Source organism: Sporosarcina pasadenensis (assembly GCF_047228845.1).
In the GTDB taxonomy this organism is placed as follows: Bacteria; Bacillota; Bacilli; order Bacillales_A; family Planococcaceae; genus Sporosarcina.
Genome location: NZ_JBFEGM010000002.1, coordinates 259,101 through 284,827, shown reverse-complemented (window position 1 = coordinate 284,827; position 25,727 = coordinate 259,101). Strand labels below are relative to the sequence as shown.

The following is a 25,727-nucleotide window of genomic DNA, read 5'->3' as shown; positions in this document are numbered from 1 at the left end:
AGAGAGCCGGTCGTGCTGGAAGCCGGCAATGCAACTATCCACGATATCACCCCGGAGTGGAGTGCTGAAAGGGAAACTGAGTAGGCAATCCCGGGCTCGTGCAAGATGGGCTCGTTATCAGCGAATGGACTTCAATTTTGGAGTCCATTCACGAGGCGGCGAATGCTGCGAACAAGGGTGGTACCATGAAAAGCTTTTTCATCCCTTATACGAAGAACAGGGTTTCTTTGTGTGGGGAGAAAAGGCTTTTCTTTTTTATATAAAATAGGCGATTAGAAAAGTAAGGAGGAGTTCGTATATGAGTGCGGAAGTTCAAACGAAGCAGGCAGTTATGGAAATGGCGCCAGAGCCTAAGGAAGAAAAACAGAAAATTCAACCGATGGATGGTTCTGCTATCTTGATTCAAGGGTTGAAAGACCAAGGTGTCGAAGTCATTTTCGGTTACCCTGGAGGTGCCGTCCTACCAATTTACGACGCATTATACAAGGATCCGATTCCCCATGTGCTTGCCCGTCATGAACAGGGAGCCATCCATGCAGCGGAAGGCTATGCGCGAGTATCCGGCAAACCGGGCGTTGTCATCGCGACATCAGGTCCGGGTGCGACAAATCTTGTGACAGGAATTACGGATGCGATGATGGATTCATTGCCGCTAGTCGTCTTCACAGGACAGGTGGCAAGCACCGTCATCGGGACGGATGCATTCCAAGAGGCGGATATCATCGGCATTACGCAGCCGATTACAAAGCATAACTACCAGGTACAGGACGTCGCGGACCTCCCAAGGATCATCAAAGAAGCGTTCCATATCGCATCAACGGGCAGACGCGGCCCGGTTGTCGTCGACATTCCGAAAAACGTGGCTACAGAAATCTTTGTCACGGAGGAGGAACGCAATGCTGAAGTGAATCTTCCGGGTTATCAGCCGACGACCACTCCAAATTACTTGCAAATACAGAAGGCGGCCGAAGCAATCCGTTTTGCACGGAAGCCGCTCATCTTAGCCGGTGCGGGTGTATTGCACGGCCAGGCGATGGAAGAATTAAAGACTTTGGTTGAAACGAAACGGATTCCAGTCACGAACACATTGCTCGGACTTGGCAGCATTGCCGGAAACCATGAGCTATTCCTAGGCATGGCAGGCATGCACGGGACGTATACGGCAAATATGGCAATTAGCGAGTGCGACGTATTAATCAATGTCGGCGCACGATTCGACGACCGGTTGACAGGCAATCTGGAAACTTTCGCGCCGCATGCGAAAGTCATCCATATTGACATCGACCCTGCTGAAATCGGAAAAAACGTCCCGACCGACATCCCGATCGTGGCTGATTCGAAGGAAGCATTGAAAGCATTGCTCGATCAGGATTTCCATGCACCTGACTCCGACGACTGGATCGCTTACTTGAATGGTTTACAGGAAGAAGCGCCGTTATGGTACAACGTCGACGAGCACGAAATCCTGCCGCAAGAAGCAATTCAAATGATCCATCGTATTACCGAAGGGGATGCAATTGTCACGACGGACGTTGGACAGCATCAGATGTGGGCGGCCCAATATTATTCATTGAACAATCCCGATCATTGGGTTACGTCGGGCGGCCTCGGAACGATGGGCTTCGGATTCCCGGCTGCGATTGGTGCGCAACTTGCGAAGCCGAATGAAAGAGTCGTTGCAATTGTCGGCGATGGCGGTTTCCAAATGACTGCACAGGAGTTATCCCTTCTACAAGAGTTGAGAATTCCGGTGAAAGTCGTCATCTTGAACAACGGAGCACTCGGAATGGTGCGCCAATGGCAGGAGACGTTCTACGATGAACGCTACTCACAGTCATTGATTCCCGTCCAGCCGAATTTCGTCAAGCTCGCGGAAGCGTATGACTTGAAAGGGTATCGGATTACGAAAAAAGAGGACGCTGAACAGATTTTCCGCGAAGCGCTTCTATCGGATGAACCAGTACTCATCGATTGTCGGGTGAAAATGATGGAGAACGTCTATCCGATGGTGGCGCCAGGAAAAGGACTCCAGGAAATGATCGGGGTGAAGAACAAATGAGAAGAGTCATATCGGTCACAGTCATCAATCAAAGCGGAGTATTGAACCGGGTAACGGGATTGCTCATGAAACGACAATTCAACATCGAGAGCATCTCTGTCGGGCATTCCGAACAGCCGGGCATGTCGAAGATGACATTCATCGTCCATGTGGAAGATGAACGGAAAATCGAACAGCTCGTCAAGCAACTGCAAAAGCAGATCGACGTCATCAAAGTGAATGACATCACTGACAAAGCGATCGTCATGCGGGAGCTCGCGCTCGTAAAAGTCGTCTCACCACCGCATGCGCGCAGCGAAATCAGCAGCATCGTCGAACCGTTCCGCGCAACGGTCATCGACTCAGGGAAGAACGTCGTCACATACCAAGTGACCGGCGCACCCGAGAAGATCGAAGCATTCATCGATCTCGTCAAGCCTTATGGCATTAAAGAATTAGCAAGGACCGGAGCAACGGCATTCACCCGTGAAATCCAAAAGGTCAACTCACCACAGTTATCCATTTTAAAATAATCTCTATTAAGTTTGTAAAACTTGTTGATTGTAGCGAAAGGCGGCGACTCCTGCGGGAAAAGCGAGACAGACGAGACCCCGGAGGGAGCAAAGCGACTGAGGAGGCTCGGCGCTCGCCCGCGGAAAGCGTCCGCCTGTAGCGAATATCGACAATATAAATATAAAACCTAAAATCCAAGGAGGAATTTACAATGGCTAAAATGTATTACAACCAGGATATCAATGAAGGACTACTACAAGGAAAGACAATTGCAGTCATCGGATACGGCTCACAAGGTCACGCACACGCACAAAACTTGAAAGACTCAGGATTCGACGTAGTCGTCGGCGTACGCCCAGGAAAATCTTTCGATCAGGCGAAGGAAGACGGCCTTGAAGTGAAAACAGTAGCGGAAGCGGCTGAACAAGCGGATCTGATCATGATCCTTCTTCCGGACGAGCGACAAAAGAAAGTGTATGACGAAGAGATCCAACCAGCATTGAAAGCAGGCAAATCCCTCGTTTTCGCGCACGGATTCAACGTCCACTTCGGACAAATCGTACCGCCTGCAGACGTCGACGTATTCCTTGTGGCACCGAAAGGACCTGGACATCTCGTTCGCAGAACGTATGAAGCAGGTGCTGGCGTACCGGCATTGTTCGCGGTATACCAAGACGTTTCAGGGCAAGCAAAAGACGTTGCTCTCGCATATGCGAAAGGAATCGGTTCAGCTCGTGCAGGCGTACTTGAAACTTCATTCAAAGAAGAGACGGAAACTGACCTATTCGGTGAGCAGGCAGTACTTTGCGGCGGATTGACTTCCCTCGTCAAAGCCGGCTTCGAAACATTGGTGGAAGCGGGTTATCAGCCTGAGCTAGCTTATTTCGAAACGATGCATGAATTGAAACTGATCGTCGACCTCATGTACGAAGGCGGCATGTCCGGAATGCGCTATTCAATTTCCGACACGGCTGAATGGGGCGATTACGTATCAGGACCGCGTGTCGTTGATGCGGATACGAAAGCACGCATGAAAGACATTCTAACGGAAATCCAAGAAGGTAAATTCGCGGAAGGCTGGATTGCAGAAAACGAAAACAACCGCCCGGACTACAATGCGTATAAGGAATCGGAAGCGAAGCATCAAATCGAAGTCGTTGGAGAAAAGCTTCGTGCGATGATGCCGTTTGTAAATGAAGGCAAGAAAACAAAACAGAAGGAAGTGGTGGGTAGTGCGAAAAATTGACATCTTTGATACGACACTTCGTGATGGTGAACAATCGGCCGGCATCAATCTGAACACGGCTGAAAAGATGGAAATTGCCCGCCAACTAGAACGTTTTGGCGCTACGGTGATCGAAGCAGGGTTCCCTGCTTCCTCACCTGGTGATTTCGAAGCAGTGCAGCGAATTGCAAATACAGTCAAGAACTCGACTGTCACAGGACTTGCACGTGCAATGAAAAGCGATATCGATACATCGTGGGAAGCGCTAAAAGGCGGACAGCAACCACATCTCCACGTATTTTTGGCCACTTCACCGATCCATATGGAACATAAATTGATGAAGACGCCTGACCAAGTCGTGGACATCGCAGTTGAAGCCGTAAAATACGCTAAAAAATTCTTTCCTCTCGTTCAATGGTCAGCAGAAGACGCATTCCGTTCCGACCCTGCATTCCTCGTCCGGATCATCAATCAAGTGATCAAAGCCGGTGCGACGACAATTAATATCCCTGACACGGTCGGTTATGCAACGCCACAAGAATACGGGGCTTTATTCAAATTCTTGAAGGAGAATGTGACAGGCATTGAGCGTGTGAAACTATCTGCGCATTGCCATAACGATTTAGGAATGGCTGTCGCCAACTCCATCGCAGCGATTGAAAATGGTGCCGATCAAGTCGAAGGCACGATTAACGGGATCGGTGAACGAGCTGGAAATGCAGCGCTCGAAGAAATCGCGGTTGCCCTTCATATACGTAAGGACGTCTACGGTTTTGAAACGGGCATCAATTTACAGGAAATCAAACGCACAAGCCAATTGGTCAGCCAGTTGACAGGCGTCGTCATTCAGCCAAACAAGGCGGTCGTCGGGAAAAATGCATTTGCGCATGAGTCAGGCATCCATCAGGACGGCATGCTGAAAAACCGCGAAACATATGAAATCATTACGCCCGAATTGATTGGTGAAACGACGGCTCCACTAGCACTCGGCAAACACTCGGGCCGCCATGCATTCAAGGACCGTGCTGTATCGATGGGCTTTGAGCTAAGCGATGCGCAATTAAATGAAGCATTCGCCGAGTTTAAGAAGCTCGCCGATCGCAAGAAGGAAATTACGGAAGACGATCTATTCGTCCTCTTCACAGGGAAGCAAATTGCGTATGCAGATGCGGACATTTATGAATTGACGAATGTGCAAGTGCAATACGGCACATCCAATGTTCCGACAGCAACAATCGCAGCGAACGTCCCTACCGGGGAAAATGTCGTCGTTGCGACAACAGGTGCCGGTTCGGTCGAAGCGATCTTCAATGCGCTTGAGCTGCTCGTCAAAGGGCAAGTCAACATTCTGGACTACCGCGTCACATCAATCGGCAAAGGCCGCGATGCTTTAGGGGAAGCAGTCGTCAACTTGCGTTTCAACGGCGAAACGTACACAGGCCGCGACGTATCACAAGACGTTCTAGAAGCATCTGCAAAAGCATACTTGAACGCTATTAATCGAAAGTTAGTGAAGGATCAAGTGAAAGTGATGGAAACGGTTGGTCAGTGATTCGTAATAGCAGTTGCGTTATGCGTAATTGTGGGGATTTATGCGTAAGTATCACGATTTATGCGCGATTTTAGCAGTTTATGAGTGAATACTGCAGTTTATAAGCTTTTAGACGGATTTATGCGTAATTCTAGCTGTTTATGCGTTTCTATATAATTGAAATATATATTTAGATGTAACTAGATAGGATTGGAACGGAAGGCGGCGACTCCGGCGAACGCCGTTACGAAGGACGGCGTTTGCGAGCAAAAGCGAAGCGTTGCGAGCAGGATATGGCAGGCTGCCTTAATTTCTGCAAAGGTCGCAGAAATACGGCAAATCGAACCCTTCGCTGTTCGATTGGCTCGGTGCTTGCCCGCGGAAAGCGTCCGCCTGGAGTGCAAATCCGTTTATATTTGGATGTATTTATACACCATTGAGTCTGAAGATTTTGCGAATGGGAAGAGATGACAACAAGGAGGAGAAGTTCAATGGAAAAAAGAGTGGCTGTATTACAAGGTGATGGAATCGGACCAGAAGTGACGTCGGCGGCTGTACGAGTTCTTGAAGTGGTTGCAAGACGATTCAACCACACATTCCATTTCAATTACGGTTCAATCGGAGGGGTGGCGATCGATTCGTTCAATGACCCGCTTCCGAAGGAGACAATCGAACTCTGTGAATCGAGTGATGCAGTGCTCTTGGGGGCGGTCGGCGGTCCGAAATGGGATCAAAACCCTTCGGAATTGCGACCTGAAAAAGGGTTGCTGGCGATTCGGAAGCATTTCGATCTATTTGCGAATCTCAGACCGGTCAAGGCTGTCCCATCCTTGCTTCAAGCTTCTCCTTTGAAGGAGGAAATCGTACGGGAAGTCGATATGATGATCGTTCGGGAATTGACGGGCGGCATCTACTTCGGGCAACCGAGCCGCAAGACGGATACCTCCGCAGTCGATACACTCGTCTATACACGTGAAGAAATCGAACGCATCGTTGAAAAGGCGTTCGAGCTTGCGCGGATGAGACGGGGGAAGGTGACATCCGTCGACAAGGCGAACGTATTGGAGTCGAGCAAGCTTTGGCGTGAAGTCGTCGAAGAGAAGCGGAAAGGCTATCCGGATATCGAAGTCGAGCATCAGCTCGTCGACTCGGCGGCGATGAAATTGATTACGAACCCAAAATCCTTCGATGTTGTCGTCACTGAAAACATGTTCGGCGACATTTTAAGCGACGAAGCGTCTGTCATCACCGGTTCGCTCGGCCTCATGCCGTCAGCAAGTGTTCGTTCCGATGGATTCGGCCTTTACGAACCAGTGCATGGCTCAGCGCCAGATGTAGCGGGAATGGGCATTGCGAATCCGGCTGCGGCGATCTTGTCGGCCGCAATGATGCTGCGTTATTCATTCGGAATGGATACGGAAGCGGCGGCGATCGAAAAAGCGGTGGATACCGTATTTGAGGATGGCCATTTCACGGCGGACCTTGCTGGGGACTCAGACCGAGCTCTTTCTACTACCGATTGGACAGATAAAGTGATCAACGAGCTTGATTTGCAGTTCGTCTCGAATAGCATCATGTTTTCTTATGTCTGAAATGAAAGGAGTAATTTAAATGGCAAAAACGATCATCGAAAAGATTTGGGAGCAGCATATTGTATATGAAGAACAGGGGAAGCCGGATCTGTTATATATCGACCTTCATTTATTGCATGAAGTGACGTCTCCTCAAGCGTTTGAAGGCTTGCGGCTGGCGGGGCGGAAAGTACGCCGTCCCGACCTCTGCTTCGCAACGATGGATCATAATGTCCCGACCCGGAATTTGCCGACCATCAATGACCCGATTGCCAAAAAGCAGATTACAACATTGGAGAAAAACTGCGAGGAGTTCGGCATCGAGCTTGCACATATGGAGCATCCGGACCAGGGGATCGTACATATTATCGGTCCTGAACTCGGGTTGACACAGCCGGGCAAGACGATTGTTTGCGGGGATAGCCATACATCGACGCACGGTGCTTTCGGCGCCATCGCGTTCGGAATCGGCACGAGCGAGGTCGAGCACGTCCTGTCAACGCAGACTTTGTGGCAATCAAAACCGAAGACGATGGAAATACGGATCAATGGAAGACTCGGCTTTGGCGTCACTGCGAAAGACGTTATCCTTGCGATTATCGCAAAGTTCGGTATCGATGTCGGAACGGGGCATATCGCCGAGTACACGGGTGAAGCAATCCGTTCTATGACGATGGAAGAACGGATGACGATCTGCAATATGTCCATTGAAGCGGGGGCAAAAGCCGGCTTGATCAGCCCCGATGAGACGACGATTGAGTATTTGAGAGGGCGCCGCCATGTCCCTGAAGGCGATGCGTTCGTGGAAGCCGCAGAACAATGGCTCTCCTTGGCATCTGACGAAGGAGCCGTTTACGATACGGTTCTTGAAATCAATGCCGATGAAATCGAGCCATTCGTCACTTGGGGCACGAATCCTTCAATGGGTTCCGGCATCAGCGCCAACATCCCATCAGCGGATGACTTTACGGATGAATCCGACAAGGAGGCCTTGAAAAAAGCACTCACTTACATGGGGCTTGAAGAAGGGACCCCGCTCACTTCGATTGGAATCCAGCACGTCTTTATCGGATCGTGTACAAATGCCCGCCTAAGCGATTTGCGGGATGCTGCAGAAGTAATCGCGGGACAAAAAGTGCATCCGAATGTGACAGCAATTGTTGTTCCGGGTTCGCGCACTGTGAAACGGCAAGCGGAAGAGGAAGGACTGGATAAGATTTTCCTCGATGCCGGATTTGAATGGCGCGAATCGGGTTGCAGCATGTGTCTTGCGATGAACGATGACGTCGTTCCGGCTGGAGAAAGATGCGCATCGACATCGAACCGGAACTTCGAAGGCAGGCAAGGGGCGGGTTCCCGCACCCATTTGATGAGCCCTGCAATGGCAGCGGCGGCAGCGATCAACGGTCATTTCACGGATGTTCGTGAGATGAAGTTGGCTCACGCTTAATGAACCCGAAGATGATGAAAGGATGATTCCATGAAACCAATCAATGAAGTGCGCAGCGTCATGACCCCCTTGAATCATAAAAATGTAGATACCGACCAGATCATTTCGAAGGAATTCCTGAAGCGAATAGAACGGACCGGCTTCGGAAAATACCTTTTCCACCATTGGCGTTTTCAGGCCGACGGAACGGTAAACAAAGATTTCGTATTGAACGACGACCGGTTCAAAGACTCAAAAATCTTGGTCGCTCATGATAATTTCGGATGCGGATCCTCTAGGGAGCACGCGCCATGGGCGATCCTTGACTACGGATTCGAAGTCGTCATCGCCCCGTCGTTTGCGGATATCTTCCATAATAACTGCTTCAAAAACGGCATCCTTCCGATCCGCCTCCGTGTTGAGGAAGTCGAAGAGCTTTTATCCAAAGGTGAGTCCGCTCCCTATACGTTGGAAATCAATCTAGCCGAGCAGACTGTAAAAGGCGAAGACGGGAAAACGTACTCATTCGACATCGACCCATATTATAAGCAAATGCTTTTGAATGGATGGGACGAAATCGCGTTGACGTTCCAATACGAAGAGCATATCGCCAATTACGAAAAACAGCATGCATGAATTCGAATCCACCTCCCTACACATTGAACGGGAGGTGGATTTATTTATGAAGTTCTCGTTTCTTCATTTAAAGTTCTCGTTCTTGGTACAAAAGTTCTCATCTCACAGTAAAAAGTTCTCGTTCTTCGGAATAAAGTTCCCATTTACCTATTCAAAGTTCTCATTCTCGGCACTTAAGTTCTCATTTCACTGGATTAAGTTCTCGTTTCCTCTAAAAAACTTCTCATTTAATCTATTACATTAACTGTCTACTATTGTCGAAATAGTGTACAATGGATAAAAACGTAAAGAACTTTGTCTGTGACATAGATACTAATAGTAACAAGGGGTGGGCAAATGTTTGTATCCGTATTAAATGATCGATCTTTCTCGATGCAAGTCCGGGATGTGAATAGCACGTCGGGTGACGGATGGCGAAAAGTGTGGGGCAAGGAAGCGGCTGCTATCAATCAGCTAGCAGCAGTGAACCAAGGACGTAACTCCCTGATCCTTGAAGCGGTGCGCACGAATGATTGGTCGGACTATCATCAGTTCCAAGCAAAACAGCATCCTGCCTGGTACGACAACGTAGGCGGAGTGATGAAGCAGAATAAACTCTATTACGGCAATCTCATAGATGTGCAGAACCGCTCATTGAAAGAAGCGGTCCAGTCAGGCGACGAGATGGAAATCGAAAGACGGAAAGCGCGTATGGATGAGCTGATCACCGATTTTAAAAACGCTCCAGGGGAAGTGCCGCACGTCATCGCTTTCATCACCGATCCGGCATTGGCAGAGGCACACGGCATTCCGAAGCCATCGAGCGACTGGTACAATTCGCCGTACAATAATGCGCTTGCCGCGTCACAAGGCCGTTTTGAAGATAAATACTGGTATGAAAACCCTTATTTTGCGGATCATCCGAACGAAATGGCTTTCGCATTGGAAGCTGTACAAGAATTGAGGCCGGACATCGCGAAAATTGCGGCGTCCATTAATAAAGGCGCCTATGAGCGTAATGTCGCGTCTTCTTCATTCAATGCAAAACCGGTCGAGCCGTCCATCATTGAAGAAGCGAAGGGCGATGATCAACTGGAAAGCGTAGGAATCGTGGAGAAAGCGTCCGTAGCACTAGCAGAAGCGACTGCCGTAAAAGTGGAGCAGTTCGCCCGTCAATTCAGTACTGCTAATTTAGCAACAGAGCTTTTTGCAAAGAAAGAACGGACAGAGACGCCAACTTCACTCGATGCTTTACGGGATCGGTTGAATCAAAAAGCGGCTGAACGGAAATATAACATTGTCTAAAAGATAAAGTGCGGGCCACTCTTAGCCCGCACTATTTTACTTACTGACCTCCTAAATACTAGGGGGTTTTTGTGTCGGATTTTGTGTTATGATAGGATTTATGAAAAAGCTTGAAATAGGAAGGTGAAAAATCAGTGATGAAAAATAGAATGACGACTGTCGTGCTAGCGAGTGTACTGTCTTTAGCGCTAGTGTTATTTGGATGCAGCCCGACGGATGCAAATACAATAACGATCGACCAGAACTTCACCGATATACATAACGAGTTTTGGGCTAAGGATGAAGTGACACAGCTTGTCGATATGGGTGTCATCAATGGCTACCCGGACAAGCAGTTCAGACCGGCGGTAGAAGTATCGCGGGGTCAAGCGGCGAACCTCCTTACGAGCGCGCTTCAATTACCGGAAGCCCAATATGAACCGATTTTCAAGGACGTCAGTAGCAAGTCCTCCCATTTAAAAGGAGCAATGTCGACGTACAAAGCCGGCATCTTCCTAGGAAAGGAAGACGGCACATTCGGTGTAGGGGATTCATTGACACGTGAACAGATGGCGACGGTCATCGTACGTGCCTTCGACTTGCAAGATACAGGCGAAGACATTCAATTCAAAGATGATAACCGTATCAGTGCATCGCATAAGGAAGGCGTGAAAATCCTTGCGCAGCACGGAATTACGACGGGTAAAGAAGACGGGACGTTCGATCCGAAAACTGCGGTAAATCGCGCAACATATGTCGTGTTCCTTCATCGTGCAATGGTGAAGACCGGAAAGATAGAAGAAAGCAAATCAATCGTCTTCAATAAACCACAAATGCTTGGTAACTATGAAACAATCCGACACGAACAGAATTTTGTCGAAGTGCCGATTTCAAACGCAAATAAAACATATCTTCGTTCCAACAACTATTTGCAGTTTGCAGGTGAAAAGACGAGAAAGCACGCCCATTCAACGGATATCACCTATACGTATAAAGTCGGCGGATTGTCGCCGGCTGTCGTCAACGTAACAAAACGGTTGCTGGAAAACGGGGACTATTTCATTTTCACAGAACTGAAAAACCCTCAACGGATGCCAATCAGAGTCGATGTCATCCAGACAGAAAGCAATGTTGAGAAAGGGATTTTGCGGGAGTATAGCCGCTATCCGATCAAAAAAGATTCAGACGGCACATTCGGTTTCGACTTGACGACGTATCCGACAGGCGTATTTGAAAAAACTTCAAATGAAGGTGACAAGGCGCAACGGATGATTGGCAAGTCGTATCAATCGAAAGAGCTGACACAATCATACCCGAACGGTGCAAGCAGCCATACGCGCGAATTGTTGGAGGAAAGCGAGGCATTCAGTGGAGCCCTTCTAGGAGACACACAGCTTTCCGTCTACACATTGAAATCAAGAGGATATGACATTGTCGATCAATGGCTCCTCGTTTCCGATGAACTTCTGTTCTCTAGCCACCAAAGCATGGATCGGTGGATGCTGGAATCGGCTACGTATTATAAGAAGCGGAACAAATGGTATACCGCAAACGGTCCTTACAATAAAATGGCAACGACGATCGAACCGATGCCTAAATCGGGCAGGGGTTACGGCCGGAACTTGCTTCTCGTGAAAGAGGATCGCACGATGGCGATGTACAATCAAACAAAGGAACGTTATTTCGAAAGTTTGCTTTTCAATTCATTTGCGAACCTCGACATTTTCAGAGGAGACCGGACGTACTGGGAAACGGAAGTGACGAGTACGTATTTGAAAAATCTGTTCGGAATTACAGCTCCTTTCGTAGACACCCGATTCAATGAACAGATCGCATTATTCCTTTATAATGGAGGAAAGGCGTTCGGGCATGACGACTATACGCTCGGCTTGAAAAACTACGCAGATCTGCTCGTCTCCCAAAAAGGGAAGGGCAACATCATCAGAGTCGATGCAAATTCCTATTACATCCAAGATTACTTCCCATCGAAGCAAAACGTGAAGACACACAGTTCGATGAACCATTTGCTTGGAGGTATGAACATCCTGTTGCTTGCCTACAAGGAACTCGGCGATCCTGTCTATTTGCAAACAGCGCAAAGTATCCAATCGGCACTTGAGAAGGATGTCAATAAATGGATCCGTCCGAACGGGGACATTTGGTACAAAATCTCTCCGGACCATACATTTGTCGGAGAGGACTACGTTCATTTGACATTGGAGGATCTCATCCATTCATACGAAATGTGGTCCGATATCGATCCGTCCAAAACGGCAGTCTTAGAGAAGATGATTCGTTCGAAGGCAGGCTATATGGATAAAAACAAAAAAGGCTATACGACGAAAATTAGAGAAGGCCTCGACCGTATCGGCATGCCGGAATTATTACCGGCAGGTGTGGAACATACAGACGCGCTATAAAGCGTAGGGCGCCTGCATAGAGCCGACAGGCATAAGACAAAGCTGCGTCGTGGAGAATTTTTCCACAGAGCAGCTTTGACTTATGACCCCGAGGCTCTGGCGCCCGAAGCTGGATTGATTATAATTGGCCATAAAAAAAGTAGAGGAGGAATCTAAAAGATTCCTATCCTCTACTTTTTTATTGTTCATTTAATCTTATTCACTAGATCGGAGCGGATCCATCCATAATCGGACGGTGGGTTGATGTCCGCCAAAACTTTGTACCATACATATCCGTCGTTGCCCGCAACTTCTTCGACGATGACGACCGGATAGCCGAACGCCGCATTATAGCCGGGATCTTTCGGTTTGTATGTAAACAATTTATTGTCAGAACGCACTTCTGGGCTCGTTCTTACATTGACCCCTGCCGAACCGGTGTAATTTATAATCCCTAATTGCGCCTGCTTATAATCACGTCCGCCAAGGAATGTGTCCATCTTCCACATATGACCTGCGATTTTAGCTCCCCAGTTCGGGTCGGATGCGTATTTCACGTTGATGCCGACCGCTTTATTCCCAGGTACTGCGCCGTTTGCATGTGCGCCGAGCGGATTTGCATAATTCAAGTTGATGTAGCGCTGGATGAATGCATTGACGCTATTTTCAGGAGTCGCATACACTTCTCCCAATTCAGGGGAAGAATCAAAGACTCTGATTCCAAAAATATTATTCTTTGTCTGCGCATTTGCACTTATGCCGTAGTCACTTTCGTGGATCGCTGCAGCGAGAATGAACATCGCATTCACCCGGTATGTCTCTTCCACTGATTTCAAGTATTCACCTAAATTGATCAGCTTCGAGTTGATCGATGCATCTTTGTAACGTGCATGTCCTGTGCCTTCCCGGTCCCTCAATGCCCAATCGATGTAGGAATTAAGCTCAGCCGCAGAATAGGACGTCGGCTGACGTACGGATTGGAATTGGAAATATGGATAATAGGTGACCACATTTTTCGTTGCTACATCCGTGAAGTGAACGCCGTCAAAGCTCGTATACTTCTTGCCATTAGGCATATTAGGAGCTGCAGGGCCTACGTGATAGACGCCTCTTGTCTTGCTGATATTATCATAGGTTGAATGAGTCAATACGCCATTGGTCACTTCATAGTAGTCATAGCCGGTGACTAGATCGGAAGGGACGAGATCGACTTCGTTATGTCTTGTGTAGAAAGTCGATCCCGCGAATTCAACGATTACATAATCCGGACCGCTGCCAATGTATTTCATTTCACGGCCTCTCGTAATATACGTCACTTCATTCCGCAATGCCTTGTCGCTGTAAAGGGAAGTGTAGTTCTTCGAGTTATTCGCGCCGAACGCACGGCCAACCTTCATCTTGATAATATCGCTTCCCTTTTGGATGACCTGAATGGATGAAGATGCATTGTAGGCTGCCAATGCATCTTCGTAAGTTGTGTAAAATGCGTTTGTCGGAATGACTTGTCCATTTGAAATCTTGCTGACTTTATAGATTTCAGGATCCACTTCGGGTGTTTCCGGATCTGTTGGATTTGTCGGTTCGGTTGGCTTCAAACGCTCTGCTGCGGCCTGCATTCTGAAAAGGAACGCAGCTGCGTGCGCGATAGTTGCGTTATCTTGCGGTTTGAAATAAACGCCGGTCTTCTGATGGTCTCCACGGATGATGCCCAAGTAGACTGCAGCCGAGACTGCGTCACGGAAATTAGGCGAAATCTTATTTGCGTCTTTGAACGTGGAATTCGTCTTTTGAATAGGAAGATCCATATAACGGAATGCTTTGTATATCATCCCCGCCATATGTTGGCGCGTAATCTTGTCATTCGGTCTGAACGTGCCGTCAGGATAGCCGGAAAGCAGTCCCGCTCCAGCTGCATTTTGAATCTCGATCGTCAAACCGGAATTCGCCTTCAAATCTTTAAACGTATATTTTGTTGAAGGGGGCAATTCCAGGGCGCGGGCAAGATAGGAAGCAAATTCGCCCCGAGTGACCGCTTTATTCGGATTGAGCTTGCTGTCCGTCCGAATGACTTTTTTCTGGATCCAATAATTCAACTCTGTTTCCATCTGGTGTCCCGAGACTGTGCTCGCTTCCACCGGATTATGGAAAAGAGGAGTAAACATGAGTAGCATAGCCAAGGCAAAAGTTATTATTTTTTTCACCAAGAAACCTCCTTTTCTACATCATCTACCATAATATCAGATTCTTTATGAAATAATAAGGTGTAATTTGGTGTAAATTTCCGATTTACTAGAAATAAATTGTTCTCGAATTTAAATAGAAGTGATAGAGTGAGGTTTTTCGACAAGTTCTTGTCGATTTTTTTGAAAATGCAACTAAACAGTAAACCGCAACGTCGTATAAGATGCTATAATGACTAAGGGTCATGCCCATTATCTATTGGAGATCATTCATGGAAAGGGTTTTTTTGTTAATGACAACACTTACAAACAAATTGAAGGAAAAAGATACAGTTTATTTCTTACTCGCATTGGCGGTCGTCGTGGTCGCACTTTTCCTTCCGTCGTCCATTGCACTCGTCGCGACATCATTGTTTTTTGTCCTCTATGCATTTTTCAGGCCTCAGCAAAGTCTGTTGTTTCTCGTCATCTATGTAAGCATCCGTCCATTGCTCGTGGAAGTGAACCCGGGCTTGAAGCTGATCGGGGACTTGATCACTTTCATAGCGTTCGTCAAGCTTGTCATTTCAAGCGGCCGTAATTGGAAGACATTGTTCTCTTTCAAATGGTTCGAATGGGCATTTTTTGCATTGCTCCTCGCAGGATCAATCAGCGGATTGCTCCAAGGCGTTCTACCAGCGGCGGTGCTTTTCCAAGTCCGGACATTCGTCATCATGTACTTGCTTTATTACGTCATCGCAAGAATGGTTTTGCCCGATGATTGGTTGAAGCGGCTCGCATGGGTGACGGTTTGGACGAGCATGATTTCAAGCATCCACGGCCTCATTGAAAAGCTGTCGATGAGACAGCTGCTTTTACCGGATGTATGGAAATATAAAACGTTAAGCGCAACGAACTTCGTGCGTATTTACGGTTTGCCGGGAAATCCGAACTCATTGGCACTTCTGTTGTTTTTCGGGATTATGTCGTTGCTCTTCCTTCAGCACATTTATAAAGGTGAAAAGTATAAATGGTTCTTGAATATCAATTTAGTGCTTTTCCTCGGGGTATTCATATTAACGTATTCACGTGGAACGTGGATTTCCGCTTTCGTCTTAGGAGCGATTTTCATCTTGACGACAAAGAACTGGCACTTGCTGAAAAGGCTCGTCATCGCAGGTGTCGCAGCGATCATCCTCATTTATTATCCAGTGAATTTAGGCGTTAAATTTGTCGCGACACTAGGGGTTGAACCGCCGCAAGATCCGGCAGGCAGCATCGCCGGTCGATTCGGTGAGACGTTCGACCAACAGAACTTGGCGCTCATGTCTGAAAGCGGCCGATTCTTCTACATTAAAAAAGGCTTCGAAATCTTTAAGGAGTATCCGGTTGCCGGTTCAGGATTCGGCTCATTCGGCGGTTCCGCAACGTTATCGTACGGTTCGCCGATCTACGATCATTACGGAATCCGTTCGGATATTTACGGAGGCAAGTATTTCTATTCGGATAACCAATACATCCAGATCATCACAGAGACAGGAATTATTGGAGTCATTCTTTTCGCCGCCTTCTTGCTCGGCATGCTGTATCTGTTCTGGAAGGAACGGAAAACGCCAATGGGCAAATTCATGATTGCGCTCTGGTTTGCAACAGGCTTCTCCGGCTTCTACTATAATATATGGGAACTGAAGCTCTACACGATGTTCTACTTCATCCTGTTCGGGGTTTTCGCTTCCATGACGAATCAATACACGAAATACAAAATTAAAGATATTTAATTATCCGCCATCCGGTGCTTCGCCGGGTGGTTTTTTGTTGTCAAAAAACTACGGGAATCTCATTCTGGAAAACCATCATCTTCCCTCCTAATATCTCACTCAATTAATATTGCGATTTCCATAATAATGAAGTATTTACCAACTAAAATTGATGGAAATCTAGTCATGACAACACTTGTAGGCTATTTCCTTCTTATGGATTATGGTATTTTGTCGAAACGTTTGGTAAGCTTGACATTGATTCATAGAAAGGAAGGTGTCGACTTATCATTAATAAAGTAGATTCATTGAAGGTTTTCGGGAAAAAGGTCGCAATGACAGCGGCTGCCGTTTCACTCCTATTGGCAGTGCCAGCAGGAGCATCGGCAAATACGCAGACAGTGGATAGCTATCCGGTTTCGTCCGGAGTGACGTATACGCATTACACACATTCGGGCACGAACCATATTAATCATGTGAGTGTCAATTTGAATGACCCTTACACGAAGCTGGATGTCGGATTGCCATCCCCAATTGCCAAGCGGGAAGCGACGACAACACTTGCAAATCGAGATTCACGTGATGGGAACCGCGTTGTCGGAGCGGTGAATGCTTCATTTTTCGACATGGTTTCAGGATTGCCAATGTATTTGATTTCGCAAGGCAATGAAATCATCAATGGCGGCGTCATCTCAAGTTCACGAGAATATTATGTGAGCAAGCCGATTGCATTCGGTGTATTGAATGACGGTCGCGCGGAAATTGACGAGTTCAATTTCGATATCCGCATTAACCATCAAGGCACAAATTACATGATGACAGGTTTGAACCGTGAAAGACAAGCGGAGGAAACAATCGTATTTACACCACAACATATTTCATCCACGACCGGGTCGAATGAATTCGGCATCGAAATCGTCGTCGATACCGGCACACCAATTACGTCTACATATTATGGACAGCAATTGACTGGACAAGTTGTACATGTAAGGGATTATGGATCAAAGGAAAAAGTCACGATCCCGAAAACAGGTTTTGTCATTTCCGCGCACGGTAAGAAACCGTTGGAGCGATTGAAAGGGATCAAAGTGGGGGATAACGTTTCTCTTAATTTATCCATAGATTCGAAATGGATGGATTCCTCATTTATGTTGGCGAGTGGTCCGATGCTGTTGAAGGACGGCAAGCCTTATATAACAATGGATACATCAAACTGGCGTGCAAAAGCGATGACTGCCCGTACAGCGATTGCCATTAGTAAAGACAAGAAAAAAGTCGACCTTGTGACTGTCGATAGCCGAAGCGGATACAGCCAGGGCATGACGCTGACACAGTTCGCTAATTATTTGGCTTCTCAAGGATACGACCGCGCCATTAACTTTGACGGCGGCGGCTCGACGACGATGGGCATCCGGAAACATGGCAGCAATACGGTCGTTTTGGCAAACCGGACGACAGATACGAGCCAGCGGAGAGTGTCCGCAATCATCGAAGCGATCAGCACGGCACCGCTCAGCGATCCCGCGCATATTAGCGTTTCACGTGGACAAGTCGGCGAAATGCTAGTCGGAGCAAGCGTACCGTTGACGATCAACTATGTGTTAGATGCGCATTACAATCCGCTGAAATTCGATGCTTCCCAATTGTTAATCACGTCAGCTAATGGAAAAGCTTCCGTTTTGGGCACGACATATACGGCGACTGAAGCGGGCACCGACCGGATTAATGTCCAATACGGCGGAGCGACGCAATCATTCCCAATCACGATTGTCGAAGCGCCTGCCAAATTGACGATATCACCAGTCACATCGGCAATCGCCCCTGGTTCAACAATGACATTCACAGCAACAGCTACCGACGCGCAAGGAAAACCGGTCATTTATTCTCCGGAACAATTGACATGGAGCGTCAGCGGCGATATCGGTGCTATTACGGAAACAGGAACGTTCAGAGCATCCAAAGTGCCTGGCAAAGGGTCCATCAATGTGAAGCTCGGAACGAAAACAGCAACACTTCCGATTGATTTGTCGGATGGCATGCCGGCATTCACTGACATATCGTCCGATTATGCATACTACACAGAAATCCGTTTCTTGAAAGATCTTGGATATATTAAAGGGGATCTGGACGGCAAGTTCAATCCTGGCCAAACACTATCAAGGGAACACGCAGCTGTCATCCTTAGCCGCGTATTCAACTTGGATACTTCACGCGCAGGAGCCCAAAAATTCAGCGACGTGCCATCGACCCACCGTTACTATAACGAAATCAATGCCATCGCGGAAGCGAACCTCGTCGGAGGGAAAGGGGACGGAAGTTTCGACCCTGCCGGCCAATTGACACGTGCACAAATGGCTGCGATTCTCGTGAAAGCTTACGAGTTGAAAGGGGAGTCCGAAAAGAAATTCAAGGACGTACCTTCAAGTCACTGGGCGTACAAACAAGTTCATATCCTAGCGAACCACAAGATTACGACTGGGAATGAAAAAGGGAATTTCGAACCGAATAAGCCGGTAAACCGCGCTCAATTCAGCGCATTCCTATACCGCGCCATTAATCGTTAAATAGAAAGATTTGCCGTGGATCGAATTTCCGTTCCGCGGCATTTTTTAATATTGGGTTTCGTAGAATTGTAGCGAGAGAGGTAATAAGTCTAATGTCCTTCATCTACGCAACATGCGAACATTCGTAGTCACAAGGTAAATATATAACGGAAGAAAGGCAGAATTGGAGGAAAAATCTATAGAAGAGCGTTGCGTTATTTTGTTCTAGCACTGATTAAGAAAAAAGAAGAAAGCAAAAGACTTTAATAACTTTGTCACTTAATCCTTATGATGAAGAATATAAAAAGATTGTGGAATGTTTAAATGAAGTGGAAGGAGCGCTCGAAAGAGAAAATTGATGGTGCTGTCGCCACCATTATGGCACTGGACCGGGCAATTCGGAACGAAAAGAAGGCTTTAATGTATAATGGGCGAGGTATTATGATGCTCTAAAACAACGATGCAGACGTGTTTACATTGCAAACCGATAAATTTCCCCGTATAATTGTAAAGACTGAAATTCGATTTAATATATTCCCGTAACCCCATGTGCCTGAGCAACTGGTTTTCTTACATAGAAACTGGTTGTTTATTTAGTTTAGTGATAGATTTACCTAAATCTCCATTCTGTAGGGCACTTCTTCGTAGGGTAATACTTATAAATATGAGCTTACAGGAGTGGTGATTAACGTGGCTAAAAAATACTATGCAGTAAAACAAGGCAAGAAAACAGGAATCTTCACTACATGGGATGAGTGTAAACAAAATGTGCATGGCTATCCAGGCGCTGAATATAAAAGTTTTACAAACAAGGCAGAAGCTGAAAATTATCTGCATGGGGCGCAAGAAGACGACGGGGTGGTAAAAGGCCAAGCAGATGAAGTCGATTCTGAAGTCGTAGCTTACGTGGATGGCAGTTTCAATGAAGAGAGCAATGAATTTTCCTATGGAGCAGTTATTTTTTACGAAGGGGAACAACTGCAGTTTAACGAGAAATTCAATGATCCTGAGCTTGTCTCAATGAGAAATGTTGCGGGAGAAATCAAAGGGTCGGAAAAGGCTATGGCTTTTGCGATCGAACAAGGTGCCAAGACTCTTTCGATTCACTATGATTATGAAGGAATTGCAAAATGGTGTACAGGTGAATGGAAAGCGACTAAGCCGGGCACCCTTGGTTATAAGAAGTATTACGATGGGATTAAAAAAGATTTGCAGATTCGATTTGTGAAAGTGAAAAGCCATTCGGGTGATGAATTCAATGACTTGGCGGATAAACTCGCTAAAGAAGCCTTTGTACAAACAGAGAACGTAGATACATCCAACAAGGATACTATTCTTGAAAAATCTAAAAAATTGGGCATCTACACTGACTCTGCTGGATTAGCTGACCTTATAAAAGCTGCAGGGGTTGAATTGTGGGATAGCTTTCACTTCATTTCGTTGGAAGAGAAAGGTAATGTAACGCAGTGCATTTTCGCTGTAGATGGAAAACCTTGCACTTTGAATTTCCATAGCAAAAATAATGGGACAACAACCATGAGCCCGACAGGGAAGAACACTGAATTCTCAAATCAGTTGAAAGAAAAAATATTTGAACTTAGCGATTTCAAGGACACAGGCGAAGCTAAATCGCATACTTTTACGATTACTAAAGATTGGGCGGGTAAATTAGTCTGTTTCTTGGAACAATTAGAAGGTGTCACCAAAGAACTGAAAGAGCATGAAGCTTCAAAACTTGAACAGTATAAGTTTATAAGCAGTATAGGGGATCGGTTAAACGTAAATGTTTACGCTACTGGTAAGGTGGTCTTGCAAGGAAAGCCTGCTTACCTTTATACCGAAGCTCTTTCATTCTTGTCCTATTCTCCTCAAGTTACAGTGAAGGACGTTGTTGAAGCCAACAATAAGTTCCATGAAGTAGACGTTAATGTGTCCGAAACAAGAGAGGAACTTAAAAAATTAATGCCGAATACGTACGGGGTGCTTGACGATACGTTATTCAAAATTCTTTCTCCTGCTATTTCGTTGAGAAAGTTTAGCAGCGAAATTGAAGATTATTCTTGTTACGCTTTTCCAGCTTTGCGGGCACTTGAAGGATATTTAAAACAGTTATTTGAAATGGAAGAAATTCTAATTGGGCATAGTTTCGCAAGTCAATTTGGGCATGATACTAAAACAAATGCTTTTCACCTAAAGGAGAATGTGATTCAGGATTTGAAAAATCCGAAGATGGAAGCTCCATTAGTTGAAGTGTATAGCTATTTAAATAAGAATCGTCATACCTTATTTCACACTGAACGAATGCTTATTACCACTCGAATTTTGGAGGACCAGGTAGAAGCAGACCTAATTGTCAATGAAGTCATTGAGATGATTGAACGAACATATACGTATATTACTGCATAAAATAACTGAGGGAGAAGGTGGCTTATTATGGATAACTTTGATGTGATACAACTTAATAATGCCCCATATGACTACTTGTTAATCGCAACAAGCTTTCGTAGCTCCCTCAGTGATTTAGCAAAGCTAAATAGCGTTGTGAGAATAGGGCAAGGTAAAGTATTGTTTGACTTTATGTTGATTCACGGAAACAAAAAGAATCGTTTTGTGGAATGCAGCGTGGTAGATGATTCATGTGAACGACAAACAATAAAAATTGCAGAGCAAGTGGACGATGAGATTCGTAAAAAAAGCTCATTGTATTTTAGGGAAAATGAGGAACTTGTTAAGAACAGTGTCTTGCCAAAGGCACTTCAGTACCTAATTACAACCGGCGATGTGATTTAACAACCGCTGGAAGGTAAGGGTCATGCCTGAATTCAAATATTTCATTCGTGGGGGGAGCAAGACTATATGTTTTGCTCCTTTTTTCTTTGCCAATGAAGCATGTATCATCTAGCTGCAGCGCCAGAGTCTCGGAGGTCATAAGTCAAAGCCGCTCTGTTGCAAAAAACGCCACGCCGCAACCTCCTTATGCCTGTCGACTCTAAGCAGGCGCCCTTCGCTTTTGCATGTTATAATAAATTCATTATTTGTAGAAGGAAGTTGGATTATGAGAATAGGAATTGTAGGGAATTACGGTAACGATAATAACGGGGACGAAGCGATTCTGCTCAGCCTCGTGAAACAAGTGACGTCCACTTTCAACATCAGTACGTCTCAGCTCACCATTTTCAGCAATAATCCGAAGCAGACAGCCGAGCGCTACGGAGTGGAAAGCTATCCGCTTTATTATAAAAAAGGGAACGCCGTCAAGACGTTCATCGAAACGTTCCGTCAAAATAAAAGGGTCGTGAAACAGCTTGACCTGCTTGTTATCGGTGGCGGCGGCATCCTCATGGACTTGTACCGACGGGAAGCGCCTTTGTACGGGTCATATGCGATGATGGCGAAACAATCAAATACGCCATATGTCATTTATGGTTGCGGGGCGGGTCCATTGCATACTTCTTTAGGGAAATGGTTCATCCGCTATATGTGCAAGCATGCTGAAAGTGTGTCGGTCCGTGATCCGGAATCCGCGGAGTTACTTCGATCGATCGGTGTCAACGAAAAAGTCGACGTCATCGGTGATCCTGCTTTTTCATTGCGGGAAGAAGGCGCTGCTGCTAAATCCGATAAACCGACGAAAATCGGAGTGACTGCAGTCCCTTATTACAACGCCCATTATTGGCCGGAAGGGAATCCTGATAAGTATCGGAAATACGTCGAAGGCATGGCGAAAAATCTGGACAAGCTTGCTTCCGAGCAGGACGTCGAAATTACATTTTTTGCGACAAAGTTTCCTCAGGACGCCAATGTGACGAAGGATATTCAAGAGCTCATGGATGAGCGAGGAAAGACGACAATCATCGACGAAAATCTTTTGCCGTCCAAAATAATGGAAGTAACGGAGCAGCAAGATATCGTCATCGGAACACGGTTGCATTCATTGATTTTGGCAACGTGCACGGAAACGCCGATCATGGCGATTTCGTACCACCATAAAGTGAAAGACTTCATGAGCTTGGCGGGGCTGGAACGCTTTTCATTTCCGATTGACGAGCTTCACGAAAACGACGAGTATTTCCTCGGTGCGTTTAATGAAATGAATGCTGACTGGCAAGGAACATTGCAGCAAACCGAACAGCTCTCGAAAAAGTTGTATGACGAAGCAATGAATGGAACTGTTCAATTTACAGATGCATTGAATAAGTGATGTAGTGCCGCCGGATAAGTGCTTATCCGGCGGTTTTTATATGGAGCAGGCGCTTGTAAATAAAGGCAAGTGATCATAAATCGCAGCAAGTAATCATAAATCGCGGCAAGTGATCATAAATCGCGGCAAGTGATCATAAATCGCGGCAAGTGATCATAAATCGCGGCAAGTGATCATAAATCGTTGCAAGTGATCATAAATCGCGGCAAGTGATCATAAATCGCAGCAAGTGATCATAAAACGCTGCAAGTGATCATATATCGCCCTCCCGCGCCCAAAGCGCCGCCCTGGCACCTAAAAATCCCCTCCCTCATCCCTCAAAACCCCAGCACACATTTCACATCATTCACATACGACTGGCTCACCGGCAGTTCTGTACCATCCACTAATGTTACGACTAGGTTTGATGAAAAATCGCGCGAGATCCTCAAAATTCTGGCTGTATTCACGATGTAGGAACGGTGAATGCGCAAAAAAATCTCAGGCAGCCGCTTATCCAATTCCTTCAATGTGCTCGAAATGCTGAATTGGCCATCCTCTGTATAGAAGAATGTCTTTTTTTGATAGCTTTCGATATGTGTGATCTGTTCGATTGGCACGGGGTACCATTCGTCGTCGAGCTTTCCAGTGAGCAGCCGCAAAGGACCGCTTTTGGCCGACTCATCTTCCTGTGGAAGGATGACGACGAGTGCGGCTTGTTCGCCGTTTATTTCGATCGGATAGCCGACGCCATACGAAGGAGTCGGTGACAAAGTCGAATCCATCATGGCCTCCGTTTTTTTCCTATGCTTAATCACTTTCGCCGCAATGCTCCCTTCAAGAACCGGTTTGCCATCCACCCATTTGTCATCGTCAAACTCATGAACGCAATAGATGTAATGGCCGTTCAACGCTATCGCAAGTCGGGCGTCTGTTGGAATCCAATCTTGCAGGAGGCATGCAAGTTGTTGCAGAACTTCATCACGTACATCCGTCTTTTCCATTGAGATATCTTCTCCTTTAACGATTTCATCGAGCTATTTCCTTATTCATCCTCTTAAACTATCATTTTGTCGGAATGCACAGACAATATAAATATTCTGTTATATAGTAATGTATAACAACTTTAACTGTTGTGGAACAGTAAGAAAGTATCAATTAATCTATTAAACGAAAGGTGTGTAATGAAATGACAAATCGTATGGAACAGGTAGAGCAGTTGGAGAGAAGCTGGCAGGATGAACGTTGGGCGGGTATCGAGCGTGGTTACAGTGCGGAGGACGTCATCAAATTACGGGGCTCTGTTCAAATTGAACATACATTGGCGAAAAGAGGGGCGGAGCGGCTCTGGAAATCGCTTCATGAAGAGGATTTCATTAATGCGCTTGGCGCATTGACGGGCAATCAAGCTGTCCAGCAAGTGAAGGCGGGTCTTCAAGCGATCTATTTGAGCGGCTGGCAAGTGGCGGCAGATGCGAATATGGCGGGGCAGATGTATCCCGATCAAAGCCTTTATCCGGTGAACAGCGTTCCGAACGTCGTAAAGCGTATCAATCAGGCGCTGCAACGTGCGGATCAGATTGACTGCGCGGAAGGACGGCTCGACGGATTTGATTGGTTCGCTCCGATTGTCGCCGATGCGGAAGCCGGATTCGGAGGTCCTTTAAATGTGTTCGAACTGATGAAAGCGATGATTGAAGCAGGCGCCGCAGGTGTCCATTTCGAGGATCAGCTCGCTTCGGAAAAGAAATGCGGACATCTTGGCGGGAAAGTGCTTCTTCCAACACAAAATGCAGTCCGAAATTTGATATCCGCAAGGCTTGCGGCTGATGTATCGGGTGTCCCGACGATCATCATCGCTCGGACGGATGCCGATGCGGCGGATTTAATCACAAGCGATATCGATGAACGCGACCATGAATTCATTACAGGGGAGCGAACGCCGGAAGGGTTCTACCGGACGAAAGCAGGCATTGAACAGGCGATTGCCCGCGGTCTCGCGTACGCGCCATACGCCGATCTTATCTGGTGTGAAACGTCGACGCCGGACCTTTCGGAAGCGAAACGTTTTACGGATGCCATCCACGAAAAGTTTCCGGGCAAAATGCTCGCTTATAACTGCTCACCTTCATTCAATTGGAAATCGAATTTGGATGATGAGACGATTGCTAAATTCCAACGGGAACTCGGCATGATGGGCTATAAATTCCAATTCGTCACATTGGCTGGCTTCCATTCATTGAACCATAGCATGTTTGAATTGGCTCACGGCTATAAAACAGACGGGATGGCGGCCTATTCGAAGCTGCAGCAAGCGGAATTTGCGAATGAATCGAAAGGGTATACGGCAACCCGCCACCAGCGTGAAGTCGGAACAGGCTATTTCGATGAAGTTGCACAAGTCATTTCAGGAGGCACGTCCTCAACGACGGCGATGAAAGGGTCGACGGAAGAGGCGCAGTTCGTCTGAATGAAGGACCCAA

Annotated in this window: 18 protein-coding genes; 16 read left to right on the top strand and 2 right to left on the bottom strand. The window is 46.7% G+C overall.

Translation table 11 applies throughout. The features are described 5' to 3' along the window. The first annotated feature begins 298 nt into the window (after positions 1–298). The 9 genes from ilvB to AB1K89_RS05020 all read left to right on the top strand — a co-directional run bounded on the left by ilvB (position 299) and on the right by AB1K89_RS05020 (position 12,626). Entirely contained in the window at positions 299–2,059 is a 1,761-nt protein-coding gene (gene ilvB, locus AB1K89_RS05060) for an acetolactate synthase large subunit (protein ID WP_413053702.1), read from the top strand. After that, on the top strand, positions 2,056–2,571 hold the full coding sequence (gene ilvN / locus AB1K89_RS05055) for an acetolactate synthase small subunit (RefSeq protein WP_413053701.1): 516 nt from the start codon (positions 2,056–2,058) through the stop codon (positions 2,569–2,571). Before ilvB ends, ilvN begins: the two co-directional genes overlap by 4 nt. 191 nt (positions 2,572–2,762) lie before the next feature. Further along, positions 2,763–3,797, top strand: a complete 1,035-nt coding sequence (gene ilvC / locus AB1K89_RS05050) for a ketol-acid reductoisomerase (protein ID WP_413053700.1) — start codon at positions 2,763–2,765, stop codon at positions 3,795–3,797. Next, positions 3,784–5,328, top strand: coding sequence for a 2-isopropylmalate synthase (locus AB1K89_RS05045; protein WP_413053699.1), 1,545 nt, complete (start codon positions 3,784–3,786; stop codon positions 5,326–5,328). The genes ilvC and AB1K89_RS05045 overlap by 14 nt, the downstream gene beginning before the upstream one ends. A gap of 470 nt (positions 5,329–5,798) precedes the next feature. Then, positions 5,799–6,899 carry a 3-isopropylmalate dehydrogenase gene (gene leuB / locus AB1K89_RS05040; RefSeq protein ID WP_413053698.1) on the top strand — a complete coding sequence of 367 codons (1,101 nt, stop codon included), beginning with the start codon at positions 5,799–5,801 and terminating at the stop codon, positions 6,897–6,899. Positions 6,900–6,918: 19 nt separating this feature from the next. Continuing rightward, on the top strand, positions 6,919–8,328 hold the full coding sequence (gene leuC, locus AB1K89_RS05035; protein ID WP_413053697.1) for a 3-isopropylmalate dehydratase large subunit: 1,410 nt from the start codon (positions 6,919–6,921) through the stop codon (positions 8,326–8,328). 30 nt (positions 8,329–8,358) lie between these two features. After that, entirely contained in the window at positions 8,359–8,943 is a 585-nt protein-coding gene (gene leuD, locus AB1K89_RS05030) for a 3-isopropylmalate dehydratase small subunit (protein WP_413053696.1), read from the top strand. A 336-nt stretch (positions 8,944–9,279) separates the two neighbouring features. Continuing rightward, positions 9,280–10,227, top strand: coding sequence for a hypothetical protein (locus AB1K89_RS05025; protein WP_413053695.1), 948 nt, complete (start codon positions 9,280–9,282; stop codon positions 10,225–10,227). Positions 10,228–10,364: 137 nt separating this feature from the next. Next, the gene (locus tag AB1K89_RS05020; RefSeq protein ID WP_413053750.1) at positions 10,365–12,626 is read left to right on the top strand and encodes an S-layer homology domain-containing protein; all 2,262 of its coding nucleotides are present in this window, start codon (positions 10,365–10,367) and stop codon (positions 12,624–12,626) included. 185 nt (positions 12,627–12,811) lie between these two features. Here the strand turns inward: AB1K89_RS05020 and AB1K89_RS05015 are convergent, their stop codons facing one another. After that, on the bottom strand, positions 12,812–14,806 hold the full coding sequence (locus AB1K89_RS05015) for an S-layer homology domain-containing protein (RefSeq protein ID WP_413053694.1): 1,995 nt from the start codon (positions 14,804–14,806) through the stop codon (positions 12,812–12,814). A gap of 251 nt (positions 14,807–15,057) precedes the next feature. Here AB1K89_RS05015 and AB1K89_RS05010 point away from each other — a divergent pair, with 251 nt between their 5' ends. The 6 genes from AB1K89_RS05010 to AB1K89_RS04985 all read left to right on the top strand — a co-directional run bounded on the left by AB1K89_RS05010 (position 15,058) and on the right by AB1K89_RS04985 (position 23,265). After that, positions 15,058–16,542 carry an O-antigen ligase family protein gene (locus AB1K89_RS05010; RefSeq protein WP_413053693.1) on the top strand — a complete coding sequence of 495 codons (1,485 nt, stop codon included), beginning with the start codon at positions 15,058–15,060 and terminating at the stop codon, positions 16,540–16,542. Positions 16,543–16,829: 287 nt separating this feature from the next. After that, entirely contained in the window at positions 16,830–19,085 is a 2,256-nt protein-coding gene (locus tag AB1K89_RS05005) for an S-layer homology domain-containing protein (protein ID WP_413053692.1), read from the top strand. Positions 19,086–19,388: 303 nt separating this feature from the next. Then, complete coding sequence (locus tag AB1K89_RS05000) at positions 19,389–19,517, top strand: hypothetical protein (RefSeq protein ID WP_413053754.1); 129 nt, start codon at positions 19,389–19,391, stop codon at positions 19,515–19,517. A 237-nt stretch (positions 19,518–19,754) separates the two neighbouring features. Then, a complete protein-coding gene (locus tag AB1K89_RS04995; RefSeq protein WP_413053691.1) occupies positions 19,755–21,470 on the top strand; it encodes a ribonuclease H1 domain-containing protein in 1,716 nt (571 codons plus the stop codon). Between the two features lie 27 nt (positions 21,471–21,497). Then, on the top strand, positions 21,498–21,854 hold the full coding sequence (locus AB1K89_RS04990; protein WP_413053690.1) for a type II toxin-antitoxin system RnlB family antitoxin: 357 nt from the start codon (positions 21,498–21,500) through the stop codon (positions 21,852–21,854). A 265-nt stretch (positions 21,855–22,119) separates the two neighbouring features. Then, positions 22,120–23,265 carry a polysaccharide pyruvyl transferase family protein gene (locus AB1K89_RS04985; RefSeq protein WP_413053689.1) on the top strand — a complete coding sequence of 382 codons (1,146 nt, stop codon included), beginning with the start codon at positions 22,120–22,122 and terminating at the stop codon, positions 23,263–23,265. Between the two features lie 317 nt (positions 23,266–23,582). Here AB1K89_RS04985 and AB1K89_RS04980 read toward each other — a convergent pair whose 3' ends face one another. Continuing rightward, the gene (locus AB1K89_RS04980; RefSeq protein ID WP_413053688.1) at positions 23,583–24,248 is read right to left on the bottom strand and encodes a LytTR family DNA-binding domain-containing protein; all 666 of its coding nucleotides are present in this window, start codon (positions 24,246–24,248) and stop codon (positions 23,583–23,585) included. A gap of 185 nt (positions 24,249–24,433) precedes the next feature. Here AB1K89_RS04980 and aceA point away from each other — a divergent pair, with 185 nt between their 5' ends. Next, positions 24,434–25,714 (top strand): isocitrate lyase, encoded by a 1,281-nt coding sequence (aceA, locus tag AB1K89_RS04975; protein WP_413053687.1) that lies wholly within the window; start codon positions 24,434–24,436, stop codon positions 25,712–25,714. Positions 25,715–25,727: the final 13 nt, after the last annotated feature.